This is a genomic window from Prevotella sp. AM34-19LB (genome assembly GCF_003468525.1).
Classification (GTDB): domain Bacteria; phylum Bacteroidota; class Bacteroidia; order Bacteroidales; family Bacteroidaceae; genus Prevotella.
Genome location: NZ_QSIG01000024.1, coordinates 43,840 through 56,396, shown reverse-complemented (window position 1 = coordinate 56,396; position 12,557 = coordinate 43,840). Strand labels below are relative to the sequence as shown.

The 12,557-nt window shown below is 41.9% G+C and carries 12 protein-coding genes and 1 tRNA gene; 10 read left to right on the top strand and 3 right to left on the bottom strand.

Features of this window, described 5'->3' with window-relative positions; genetic code table 11:
* Positions 1 to 531: 531 nt before the first annotated feature.
* A complete protein-coding gene (locus DW830_RS09010; RefSeq protein WP_119249636.1) occupies positions 532 to 2,220 on the bottom strand; it encodes an RNA-binding domain-containing protein in 1,689 nt (562 codons plus the stop codon).
* 600 nt (positions 2,221 to 2,820) lie between these two features.
* Here DW830_RS09010 and DW830_RS09005 point away from each other — a divergent pair.
* From DW830_RS09005 to DW830_RS08960, 9 genes are all read left to right on the top strand, one after another.
* Positions 2,821 to 4,188 (top strand): site-specific integrase, encoded by a 1,368-nt coding sequence (locus DW830_RS09005; protein ID WP_119249635.1) that lies wholly within the window; start codon positions 2,821 to 2,823, stop codon positions 4,186 to 4,188.
* Between the two features lie 12 nt (positions 4,189 to 4,200).
* Positions 4,201 to 4,545: a hypothetical protein gene (locus DW830_RS09000; protein WP_119249634.1), complete on the top strand. Its 345-nt coding sequence runs from the start codon at positions 4,201 to 4,203 to the stop codon at positions 4,543 to 4,545.
* Positions 4,535 to 4,939 carry a hypothetical protein gene (locus tag DW830_RS08995; RefSeq protein WP_147487243.1) on the top strand — a complete coding sequence of 135 codons (405 nt, stop codon included), beginning with the start codon at positions 4,535 to 4,537 and terminating at the stop codon, positions 4,937 to 4,939. The genes DW830_RS09000 and DW830_RS08995 overlap by 11 nt, the downstream gene beginning before the upstream one ends.
* A gap of 373 nt (positions 4,940 to 5,312) precedes the next feature.
* Positions 5,313 to 5,603 (top strand): helix-turn-helix transcriptional regulator, encoded by a 291-nt coding sequence (locus DW830_RS08985; RefSeq protein ID WP_119249631.1) that lies wholly within the window; start codon positions 5,313 to 5,315, stop codon positions 5,601 to 5,603.
* Positions 5,600 to 5,935 carry a hypothetical protein gene (locus tag DW830_RS08980; protein ID WP_119249630.1) on the top strand — a complete coding sequence of 112 codons (336 nt, stop codon included), beginning with the start codon at positions 5,600 to 5,602 and terminating at the stop codon, positions 5,933 to 5,935. The genes DW830_RS08985 and DW830_RS08980 overlap by 4 nt, the downstream gene beginning before the upstream one ends.
* Entirely contained in the window at positions 5,932 to 6,618 is a 687-nt protein-coding gene (locus DW830_RS08975; protein ID WP_119249629.1) for a DUF6291 domain-containing protein, read from the top strand. Before DW830_RS08980 ends, DW830_RS08975 begins: the two co-directional genes overlap by 4 nt.
* A 1-nt stretch (position 6,619) precedes the next feature.
* Positions 6,620 to 7,222, top strand: a complete 603-nt coding sequence (locus tag DW830_RS08970) for a hypothetical protein (protein ID WP_119249628.1) — start codon at positions 6,620 to 6,622, stop codon at positions 7,220 to 7,222.
* A gap of 39 nt (positions 7,223 to 7,261) precedes the next feature.
* Positions 7,262 to 7,609 (top strand): DUF5681 domain-containing protein, encoded by a 348-nt coding sequence (locus DW830_RS08965; protein WP_119249627.1) that lies wholly within the window; start codon positions 7,262 to 7,264, stop codon positions 7,607 to 7,609.
* On the top strand, positions 7,599 to 7,838 hold the full coding sequence (locus tag DW830_RS08960; RefSeq protein WP_119249626.1) for a hypothetical protein: 240 nt from the start codon (positions 7,599 to 7,601) through the stop codon (positions 7,836 to 7,838). The genes DW830_RS08965 and DW830_RS08960 overlap by 11 nt, the downstream gene beginning before the upstream one ends.
* 246 nt (positions 7,839 to 8,084) lie before the next feature.
* Here DW830_RS08960 and DW830_RS08955 read toward each other — a convergent pair.
* Positions 8,085 to 8,166: transfer RNA gene (locus DW830_RS08955), tRNA-Leu, on the bottom strand.
* 161 nt (positions 8,167 to 8,327) lie between these two features.
* On the opposite strand from DW830_RS08955, the gene DW830_RS08950 reads away from it, so the two are divergent.
* Positions 8,328 to 9,605: a histidine-type phosphatase gene (locus DW830_RS08950; protein ID WP_119249625.1), complete on the top strand. Its 1,278-nt coding sequence runs from the start codon at positions 8,328 to 8,330 to the stop codon at positions 9,603 to 9,605.
* 103 nt (positions 9,606 to 9,708) lie between these two features.
* Here the strand turns inward: DW830_RS08950 and DW830_RS08945 are convergent, their stop codons facing one another.
* Positions 9,709 to 12,522, bottom strand: coding sequence for a DNA gyrase/topoisomerase IV subunit A (locus tag DW830_RS08945; protein WP_119249624.1), 2,814 nt, complete (start codon positions 12,520 to 12,522; stop codon positions 9,709 to 9,711).
* Between the last annotated feature and the right edge of the window lie 35 nt (positions 12,523 to 12,557).

Here is a 12,557-nt window from a genome sequence, read left to right as displayed (position 1 = left end):
AATGCTTCGTTCACATCACTAAATGTTGCCAAGGTAACTATGAAGGAGATGGGAATGGAATATTCTATGTCTTCATTCAAGTCACTGATGACCAACATTTATCTGGTGAGACGAATTTTTAAAGCATGCGGGTACATCCCGAACCGAACTTTAATTAGCAAGATTTTCAAAGATCTCTCGTGCTTACAGCGTATAGCTGCTTAGCACATTATTGAATTATTAACGAACTATTGATGTATAAACTCTGTTTGAAAACTAGCATTGTCCATACGAGCCTTCTTTTATTCAGTTACATGCCAGTTACATGCGCCAAGCACTGTTTTAAAGGGTTTTTGCTCTGTTTTAGGGCTGTTTCGAGTCGCCCAGTTACATGCCAGTTACATGAGCTATGCCCAAGTGACGACCTCAAATAGCCGAGAATGACCTCAAATAGCCAAATAACGACTTAAAACGACTTAAAACGACTTAAAACGACTTAAAACGACCGAATATGCCCATATTATGACTTGACAATCGCAATTATGTAACAAATTAATAATTCAATTCTTGTTCACCTTTTTCTGTAATAATCCATTGTTTTCCACTAATAGTTTTTGTAATAAATCCTTCTTTCGCTATTTTTCGAAGAAGATTTCCTATTTTTCTCAGTTTCTCGTCCTGAGTTAAACTTGATGGAAAAACATGTTGTAGTCCCTCATAAACGTCTTGACGTTTGAATCCCATACTTCCTGCATTATGAGCCAATTGCAACAATAACTTTTGGATACTATTTTCTGCAAGACCATTTTCTTTTGTATAGTGTCCTATCTGCTTAGTCATTTTGGCAACTTTTAGCGATATAGTATAGTGTGGTGCACGACCTTCTATCAAACCCTTTTCATGAAGATGTTTAGCAGCTTCCTTGGTGATAGGATGATGCTTCTGTACTGCGTCTAACCAAAGGCACTCTTTCAGTGACAAAGAGTTATTTGCTTTTAAGAGATTGGTATATTTCTCATCGATCATTTTGCCATAGATGGTTACCCCAACAGTACGATGTTCGTTGTCGATGTCGTAATCTGGCATAGGGAAGAAACGATTACGTTGCTCAGTGTAGATCTTCTTGATACCACGTCCTACTGTATCAATCATATTAAAGTTAACCATGCCACGACATAAACAATCGTTACGATAATGAAATTGAGGTCCTTTATGCTCCAGGGCATTTTCTATTGTTCCTGGAATGAAACTGCCACCATTGCCATAATATAAGGTACTAGGACCTTCTACAAAAACAATTCGCTGCTGTAAGGTGTAATCCTGATGTGCGATGGCGTTATGTAATGCCTCTCGTATGGTGTATTCATCATACTGTTTCATGGTGTCTGGGAACAGGGTTCCACCTGGCAACTCACGCATAGTCTTGTTACGTATTTTGCTCAACACCTTATCTACGGTCAAGATGAAAGGTATTGTAAAATGCTCATAATCTTGTACGATGCCTTCTTCATCTTCCCATGTCCAAGTGATTTGTGCTACGGCAGGATGAATCTTTTGAATAGAAAGGGGTTTGCCCAATAGTAGAATGGCTGCACGAGTGAGCTTCCCTTCTCGCATCATCATACTATTAGCCAAGAACTCTTCTGTACTCCATGCATCTATTTCTTCGGCAGGAATACTTGACGAATGAACTTTTTTGAACATGACTTTAGCTGTAGCTACGGCTAATTCATCCAAGTCATTGATCGTGGCATTTGGTACAAGTTGAGCTGTCCAATCGGGTATGGGTGGCTGTTGGCGGATAGTATCTTGTTTTGCCTGGTTCAGTGGTTTCAGACTTTCGCCATCACGACCATAAGCCACACCTTTCCAGTGCATCACTATGTTGCGTGGTGATGCTGGTATCTGGAATAATAAAACTCGTTTGCCTTCGATATCTAAAGGTACAATATCTCTAAAGATAAGGTTGTCGGTGGTATGTTGAGACATATCTTGCTTCAAACGGTTGAGTGCAACTTCACCATCTTTGAATGTTGTACCGATAATCTGATGTTTTTTGTCCCAAACGCCAAATACAATCCAAGCAAACTCATGGTCACGTAAGTTTGCTTCATTGCTAAGAGCGGAGAAGTATTTGCCCAACTCATCGATATCAAAGTTGGTCTCTGCTTTCTTAAACTCGACAACCTCATTCTCTGAGTGTTCCCAAAGCTTGTTGAATATTTCTATATATTTTTCCATTGTTTCCTTCTTTATTGTTCCTAAATGAGCCTACTTAAAAAATAAGGCATTGTCTTAGGACACATTTATATTAAAACAGCTACAAAGATAGCATTTTTCTTTGGAAATAGGGTATATATTCAGTAGGAAAATGTATTTTCTTTGTGATTTTTTCAGTTTTGGGCGAAAACCTCTATGAATGGGGATAAACTAAAGTGGTGTGTGTAATCGCAAGAAATAGTGTGAAAGTATGTAAAATGATACCTTGCTTTTGGCGGTCACTATAGATTAGCATTGAAATATGTTGCCAAAATGTTGCCAAAAAAAGAAAAGAAAAAATCCTAACCGCTTATTATCAAGCAGTTAGGATTTTCTTCGGTGCGCCTGATAGGCACACGATACGGGGAAGTGAATAAAATCTAAGAAAATCAATGTAAAATGTAACTGCTTGTATTACAGTACTAAAACATTAATATCTTTTGCGTTTGTTTTTGTGAAATTATATTGAGTTTGAATAAACACGGGGAATTTGACGGGGAAATTCAAAAAATCCCCGTGTTTTATTTGGCGGTTTGAAAAAATAGTCTTATCTTTGCAGCGTTCAATTAAAAAATAAAGATTATGGCAACGATTTATCAAAGATTATCTAAAAGAGTTTGCACAGAAACGGGAATGGCGGAAATCCTGATTCGTTTGCGCAATGGCAAAGATTACGACCTGATGGCAAAGTCGGGTATCTTTGTTACTGCTGATAATTTCCGTAATGGTGAGATTGTGGTGAATAGGCGCAAGGTGGGCAATGATGTAAAGTATCACGAAGAACAAGCGCAAAAGATGGATGCACTTTGTACTTATATTCTGAATTTGGTACAAACAACTGATAAAAGCGCAATCAATACTAAGTGGTTTAAGTTGGTTGTAGATAAGTATAATCACCCTGAAAAGTATACTGCAAAGGTTGAGGCTAAAAAGACTTTTTACGAGTTGGCAGAGGAGTATTTGACAAAGAAAGGTTTTTCTTACGACCACACCAAGGCGATTCGTGTACTGGTTCGTGATGTGGCACGATATGAGGGATTCAGAAAGGCTACAGAGGATAAGAAGTTTTCTTTTGATGTGGATAAAATAACACGTTCTGATATAGAGGATTTTTTGGACTACCTGAGAAATGAGAAAGAATTATCAGAGGAATATCCCGTAATATTTAAGAAGTTGTTAAAGCAATATCCGATTGGCGTAAAGAAAGGGCAAACAAAGTTAGTGACACGTGGCGATAACACAATTGTAAAGCTAACAAAAAAACTGAAAGCGTTCTTTGTATGGCTTTATGAATCAGATAAAACTAAGAATCGCCCTTTTGATGGAATTAAGATAGGTTCAGAAAAGTTTGGTACGCCTTACTACATTTCTATCTCAGAACGTAACGAGATTGCAGAGTACGATTTATCAGGCAGCAAGCGTTTGGAGGCTCAGAGAGATATTTTTGTATTTCAATGTTTTGTTGGTTGCCGTGTTGGCGATTTGGTAAAGCTAACAAGTGAAAATATTATAGACGGAATGCTAGTTTATGCTCCACACAAAACAAAGGATGAGGGCGAACAAACTTTGCAAGCACGTGTACCTTTGCACCCTAAAGCGTTGGCACTGGTTGAGAAATACAAGGGCGTGGATGCCAAAGGGAGATTGTTCCCGTTTATATCTCCACAAAAGTACAATGATGCCATAAAGGAGATTTTTACAGAAGTTGGGATAAATCGTAATGTAGTTATCAGAAACCCCAAGACTGGAGAAAACGAGATAAGACCGATAAACGAAATAGCCAGTAGCCATTTGGCAAGACGTACCTTTGTAGGCAATGCTTACTTTAAGGTGAGCGACCCGAATATAATTGGCAAAATGAGTGGACACGTGGAGGGTTCAAAGGCGTTTTCTCGCTATCGTAAAATAGAGGATTCTACTTTGCTAGATGTTATAAACCAAATTGGATAAGGAGGCTAAGTTATGATAACAAAGGAAAATTGTAAGAAACTGGAGAATGGCAAAGTAATAATGGACTTTGCCATTTTCCAGGAGTTGGCAAACGCTAAAATAGAAAGTCTTAAAGCCAGTATCTCTAATAATGAATTGCAGATAGAGATTAACAACTTAAAGATGGAGATAAACGAATATAAGTGGCAAATAAAGCAGCTTATAACAGAGATAGTAAAGGCTAGCGATATGGAGAATAACGAGTTTTATAAAGAGAATGCTATGCCGATTCCGTTATATCCTGAAATTCCTGAGAAAAGAATGATGGAGGGAAAATGTATTGTTAAACCAATAGGAGGGCGAGAAAATGGTGAGTGAATGGGTAGAATTAAATAACGGAATGAGAATGCTAAAGGTTAGAATCCCTGATAGCAGACCGCCCGAAGTGCGAAAGATGTTAGGTTATGCAAATACCCTTAGAGGGCTTTTAAAATCTGATTTCCTTAGATATCTAAAAGGTTGGGCTTTGTCTGCTGATGATATAGAGAATCTTTTGTGTGTAATGCAGAGATACCCAAAGTATGCCATAAATGAGCAACAAATGAAATGGCTAGAGGAATATAAGGAATCTTTGAGCGTTGTACCTGATGCAAAGGGAGAGCGTTCATATTCGGGTGGTTTGTTGGATTTGTTTCACAACAATACGTATTTGATAGCAGAATTAGTGGCTTGTCGGATGATGAGATTGCAAGAAAGATTAAAGGATGGGTGAAAGAAAAGGATAAACTGGGGAAACCTTTAATTGAAAATCCTGAGAATGGCTTAAAGTCACGTTTTGCGAAAGAACTAAAACAAATGGGATAATAAAACAATCAGAAAAAACATTTAGAATTAAACTTTAAAGGGTGGAGAAATCCACCTTTTTTTTATGCATACGCAATCGGATGAGAGGACAATCAGGACAATTTGGACAACAATCAGGACAATTTGGACAACTGCTTGCAAGGCTTTATTTTACACACTACCTTTGCAGCGTTCAAACACGGATTCAATGTATCTGTTTCTTGATGATGTGGGCGAAAATGGCAGAAGTGGGGGAGAATCCTCAAACAGACACGGAGAGCCAAAAACAAAAAAAATAGATTATGAACATCAATGAACTAATAAACACTGATGCTAATATTTCGGTAGTGGTATCTGTAGCAGACCTTAAAGAGTTTGCGCTATGTGTCGTAACTGAGGCAATGGCAGCCAAGGAGGCAGAGAAGAATGAGGAAAAGTATTTAACGCCTGATGATGTAGCCGACATGGTGGGCGTGTCAAAAAATACTTTGTGGCGATGGGAAAAAGAGAAATATCTGATTCCTATCAAGGTAGGGCGCAAATCTCGCTACAAGCTATCTGATGTAAAATCAATATTGGAGGGTAGAGGATGAAAGAAAAAGTAAAGGGCAGCCATAACGACCGCCCGAACAACAACACTGCAAAGGTAGGCAATTCTAAGGACATAACCAAAGTTTTAGCCTATTTTCGATATAAGGTTGCAACCACACTGGATGCAGCTTTAGATTTGGGAATGCTGAGAAATAGCATAACGTGGTATGTGCGTGATTTGGAGGCAATGGGATTGCTGCAAGCTATCTGCAAGCGACCTGATGCAACAACTGGATATAAGGCTAATTATTATTCTGCAAATCCGAGTTTGTGGGTGCGCAAGCCTCAACAATTAAGTTTGTTCACACTAAAGGAAATGGAGGGCAACGTATGAAATTTGTGAATTTCCAAACAGACCGATTAAAAAATATTGGTTTGTTGTCTGATGCTGAGGCTGGAAAAGTCTTAAAGATGATGGCGCAATATGCCAGTAGCGGTAATGTTCCTGATGATGTGCCGCCAGTATCTGCAATATTGTTTCAGGCGATTCAGGAAGATATGGAGTATTTCGATACAAAGTATTCTAAGCGATGCGAAACAAATAAGCGTATCGCAAAAGAACGTGATGAGGCTAGAAAGGAGAACGAACGTTTACGAAACGATACGAACGTATACGAACGTAATACGAACGTTGAACGAACGTTGAACGAACGTTCACTAAATAGAAAAGAGAAAATAGAAAATAGAAAAGATAATAAAGATAAATCTTTAATAGAGAAAACTATTTCTTTTTCTGATGATGCCCGAATGAATGAGGCAATAACTAGATGGCTAGCGTATAAAAAAGAACGTGGGCAGACATACAAGCCAACTGGTTTAAAGGCGTTCATTACAAGGCTAGGTAATTTGTCGGGTGGTAATGGCGAAGTTGCTTTGAAAATAGTAGAGAAATCTATGGCTAATAATTATTCGGGGATATTTCCGCTTAATAACAATAGGGTGGTAACAAATACGCCTGATATGGGGGTAGTGCTCCAAGATTCTAATAATAAAGATTATTCAAAAGGAGGTTGGTAATATGGAGAGTGTAGCTAAAATTATTAAGAATTTGCAAGATGGTAATTATCCGTCTATGCCTAATATGGTGAGAATAAAGATTCCTGATGCAGAAAAGCGTTTGCGTGGAGGGCTTGATTTTATGGTAGCCCGTTTCTCAGGTGGGCGTATCACAAAAGCAATATGGAATGAAAGCAATTATCGTCCGATTGTAGACTGGATGGCAGATAACGAGGGTAAGGGTTTACTTATGACCGGTTCGTGTGGTTTGGGTAAGTCGCTAATAGGAATTAGAATTTTGCCGTGTCTTATCAATCAGGTACACCACAAAATACTAAACTGCTGTGATGCTAAGGATATGAATTACAAAGCAGACGAATTGTTAAACTATCATTTGCTAAGTTTGGATGATGTGGGAAACGAGGGGATGGCAAACAACTATGGCAACAAAAGAATGGTTTTCCCTGAGTTGGTAGATGAGGCAGAAAAGAAAGGGCGTTTGCTTGTAATCTCCACAAATCTAAATATCCCAGAGTTGCAACAAAAGTATGGAGATAGAACTATAGACCGCCTGAGAGCAATCACGAAGTTTGTCCCGTTTACGGGTAAATCTTTGAGAGGGTAACAGTGGTTTGTTGTAAATAACAATTAAAATACAGAAAATATGGCGTTTAAGAGTGGAAAATCGGGAAACCCGAATGGTAGACCAAAGGGCGCAAGAAATCACGCTACAAGCGATTTGGTAAAGCGTATCGGGCAAATATTAGATAAGAACACTAAGCAACTGCAAAAAGATTTAGAATCTTTGCAGCCAGTAGAACGTGTTAAAGCGATAACTGGATTGATAGGTTATGTTATCCCAAAGAAACAAGCCTTAAATGTGCAGCAATCTTTAGATTACGAATACCACAAATTGGAGGAACTATTAAAGATTGCACCTGATGAGGCTATAGAGCAGATAATGGAACGTATTCAGTCTTTAAGAGAAAAGGAGGTGGACGATGGAGAATAACAAAGTATCTGCAATATTGCAATATGCCAAAGGTGGGCAGCCTCAGCCAATAAAGCATTATATCCGATATGTTGAGGTTGCACCCGATGGAACGAAGAAGATAACAAAGGAAACTTTGTTGCCGCCTGATAGTGGTATAAATGAGGATTTAGAGATACGTGGAATTTCGTCAGGTTTTCCGTGTGCGTCCTCAGAAGAAGAAGTCTTGAAAAGAGATGGCTTATTATAGTAAAAGTTACGTTTAGAGTGCTATGTATGATTTTTATTTTGTACCTTTGCACCCGAATAGCTATAATCAGCTATTTTTTTAATTGAACACTTAAAGCGATTGTCCGTGATGGATGGTCGCTTTTTTCGTTCCTTTGCTGAGGCTGAAATGGGAGTTATTAAAGCAAACACGGGGATTTTCACGGGGAATTTAGGCAAACAGAAAATGCTAAATAGCTGATAATAAGCTACTTAGCATTTTCAAGGGTGCGCCTGATAGGACTCGAACCTACACGGCCTAAACCACTAGATCCTAAGTCTAGCGCGTCTACCAATTTCGCCACAAGCGCATTTGTGAGTGCAAAGATACAATAAATATTCGAATAAAAAGAAGAAATGAGCAGAAAAAAGCGGGTTTGTTTGTTTTTTACGAGAAATAATGGTACTTTTGCAGGCAAACTGAAAATAATCATGATGAAAAAATGAATTATACAATAAAAATGTAGTAACAATGAATACAAAGAATCTATTATTGTTGGCATCTCTTGCTTTTGCGATGCCATTGTCTGCTCAGAGTCCTCTGGAGGATTTCAAGCGAGACATTACACTCTCGGGTAGTAACTATGTGGCTTATCGCGGGCCTCAGAAGCAGTTAACTCCGGCGCCTAAGGGCTATAAGCCTTTCTATCTGAGCCACTATGGCCGTCATGGCTCCCGCTATATGATTGGCAAGCAGGCATATGATGTGCCTTATTTCTCCCTGTTGAAGGCGAAGCAGGAAGGTAAGTTGACTGCCAAGGGTGAGGAAACACTGGCTAAGGTGAAGCTGATTCGTGAAGATGCAAAGGGACGTGATGGCGAACTGACTCCGCTGGGAGCTCTTCAGCATCAGGGTATTACCAAGCGAATGATGGAAAGATTTCCTGAGATCTTTGCCGGTAATACGAATATCGAGGCACGAAGCACGGTGGTGATCCGCTGCATCCTCTCTATGGAGAACGGTTTGCATCAGATGCTTCGCATGAATCCTAAGCTCCATATCTTCCATGATGCCAGCGAGCATGATATGTATTATATGAACCAAGGTGACAGATACCTGGATAGCCTGAAAAATAGCGTGGGCATCAAGGTGGTGCAGCAGGAGTTTGCCCAGAAGCACGTTAATTACAGCCGCGTGATGCAGGAACTTTTCAATGATCCGGCTTGGGTGAAGCAGAATATCAACCAGAGCGACTTGAACAGAAAGCTTTATGAGATGGCTAGCTCTATCCAGGGTACTGAGTTGAGAGGCAAGGTTTCGCTCTACGACCTCTTTACCGAGGAGGAGTTGTATCAGAATTGGTTAAGTACCAATATCTGGTGGCAGATGGCGTATGGCAATTCTCCTTATACGGGCAATGTTCAGCCATATTCCCAGCGTAATCTTCTGATGGATATCATCGAGAAGGCTGATAGCTGCATAGCTCTTCCGCATCCGGGTGCTACCTTGAGATATGGTCATGATACGATGGTTACTCCGCTTACTTGCCTCCTGGATCTGAATGGATATGGCGAGGAGATCAGGGATCCTGAGAGAATTTCTTCTCAATGGTTTGATTATAAGATTACTCCGATGGCTACCAACCTTCAGTTTGTATTCTATCGCAACAAGGCGAATGATGTGCTGGTGAAGGTATTGCTCTGCGAGGATGAAGCTACGCTTCCTATCAAGAGCGATGTGGAGCCTTATTATCACTGGAATGATTTCAAGGCTTACTGCCTGGAGAAACTGAAGGGGTATAAAAAGTAAAAATATACAGCAATGCGACGCATATAATCATCTATAGAGAAAAAGGAGGGTGTATCCAAGTACACCCTCCTAACAATATATATCGAAAACTTTTCGAATTCTTTTATTGCTTCGATAACCAATCTTTGTCTTTCTGATCTTCTTCGAAATCTTTTTCAGAGAAGAGATTGGTTTGACCGGTCAGTTCATCTATTACCTGCTGCTCGCTTTTTCCTGCATCAGGATCGAGGTTTTCTGCAGCTTCAGCATTCTTACCTGAGCCTTCAGAATCGCCGGTTGTATCTTCTGCATCAGAATCTTCTTCTGCTGGAGGTTCCGGGAATCTTGTCGGCTCTAATTCCTCGATGCTTTCCAGCTTCCATGTCGTCAGTCGCTTACCCTTTGCCTTGAAACTCTTCTGGGCGATGAATTGCTCGGCATCGATTTCTTCGGCAGGTCGGATGACATCCACACCCCCATAGGTAACCTTGAGGCGAGGGAATGGGGTATCGGTGAGCAGGATGAGCTTGCTGTTCGGATTCTCTCCCAGACAATTCTGGTGGCGCTTGGTGGCATCCATCGTAAATCGCTTGATGTATGGATATCCCTCGTTGTCGGCATCATAGAGAATGGCTGTCCATATCTTGTGCTCGTCCCATTTCTCCAATCTCAGGATATTGTCCTCGTAATGGTTGTTCACATCGAAGTTGGTGATGTAGAATTCGCCGTTGTCGAGTACTACCAGGATAGAGTCATCATCGTTGAATTCTCCCAGGAATCTGCCGTTCTCATCATAGTTGATGCGGTTTACATCCGGGTCGAACCAGACTTTTCTTCCTCCCAGGGTGCTGTGTCCGTGGCTCTTCAATCCGATGCGGCGGATGGTTCGCTTGGTGAGCAGGTTGCCCTTGGCTGCACGTCCCTTGATGAGGATTTCAGAGAAATCTTTCTCCAGGAAGATGCTCTGGCGTTTCTTGCTCAGATCAGGTTCCATCGTCACCTTGATGATTTCCGCTTCACCGTTAGGGTTGGCGGTGAAGTAGATGATGCGGCTTCCCGGTGTGCCCTGGGTGATATCGTAGAGCTTGTCGCGCGTCATGGCGGTTACGTTGAATCGCTTGATGAAGTAGTCGCCCTGCTTGCCGTCGCGATATACGCAGTTGTAGATGGTTCGCTTGTCGTTCTTCTTGAACACCTGTACGTGGAGGATGTTCTTACCCACGAATATCTTGTCGGCAACCTTGGTTACCTTGAATTTTCCATCCTTGTAGAAGATGATGATGTCATCGAGGTCAGAGCAGTTGCATACGAATTCATCCTTCTTCAAGCCTGTACCCACGAAACCTTCCTGTCGGTTGATGTAGAGTTTCTGGTTGGCTTCCACCACCTTGGTCACCTCGATGGTATCGAAGTTTCTGATTTCGGTTTTTCTTGGATGCATCTTTCCGTACTTGCCCTTGAGATACTCAAACCAGTTGATGGTGACATCGGTCATGTGAGCGAGGTCGTTTTCTATTTCAGCTAGTTCCGCCTTGATTTTCAGCAGGAGGTCATCCGCCTTATCCTTATTATATTTCAGGATTCGCTGCATCTTGATTTCCAGGAGCTTGAGGATGTCGTCGCATGTGATGTCCCGGTGGAAGGAGTATTCCACGTTTCCCTTGCCGTCGATATTGGCGGTGAATATCTGATCCTTGAACGGCTCCAGCTTGGAGTAGATGAATGCCACAACCTCGTCCTGACTCTTGCTCTGCTCGAACTTGCGCTCCTTGTAGATGCGCTCCTCTATGAAGATGCGTTCGAGCGAGGAGAAGAAGAGCTGCTCTTCCAGCTCGCCCTTTCGGATCATCAGTTCGCGTCGGAGCAATCCCATGGTGCGGTCAACGCTATGTCTGAGCACATCGCTCACGGTGAGGAACTTCGGCTTGTTGTCCTCGATGACGCAGCAGTTGGGCGATATGTTGATTTCGCAGTCGCTGAAGGCATAGAGGGCATCCATCGTCTTGTCCGAAGAAGTGCCTGGTGCCAGATGCACGAGGATTTCCACGTTGGCTGATGTTACATCATCCACCTTTCTTGCCTTGATCTTTCCCTTTTCCACCGCCTTGGTGATGGAGTCGATGAGGCTTCCGGTGGTTTTGCTGAATGGTATCTCGCTGATTACGAGTGTCTTGTTGTCGAGCTTGTCTATCTTGGCTCTTACCTTCAGTACGCCTCCTCGCTGTCCGTCGTTGTATTTGCTAACGTCGATAGCACCTCCTGTAGGGAAATCCGGATAGAGCTGGAAGGGTTCCCCCTTGAGGTAGCGGATGGCAGCATCGCAGAGGTCGTTGAAGTTATGCGGCAGTACCTTGCTGCTCAAACCCACGGCGATACCCTCGGCACCTTGTGCCAGGAGCAGCGGGAATTTGGCTGGCAGGGTGATAGGTTCCTTGTTTCTGCCATCGTAGGAGAGTTGCCAGTCGGTGGTTTTAGGGTTGAATACCACATCCAGGGCAAATTTCGAGAGTCGTGCCTCGATGTATCGGGGAGCGGCAGCACGGTCGCCGGTGAGTATGTTACCCCAGTTACCCTGTGTGTCGATGAGCAGGTCTTTCTGTCCCATCTGCACGAGTGCATCTCCGATGGATGCGTCTCCGTGAGGGTGGAACTGCATCGTATGTCCCACGATGTTAGCCACCTTGTTGTATCTTCCGTCATCCATGCGCTTCATGGAGTGGAGGATGCGTCGCTGTACGGGTTTCAATCCGTCTTCGATATGAGGCACGGCACGCTCCAGGATGACATACGAAGCATAGTCGAGGAACCAGTTCTGATACATTCCGCTGAGGTGATGTACGGCAGAAGCATCAAAACGGTTCACCGGCTTGTAGTCGGAGTGTTCCTGAGGCGTATTTTCCTCATTTATCTCGTTTTTATCTTTAATTTCGTCGCTCATATGTAGCTTTTAATACTTATTTTATTAATTTATGG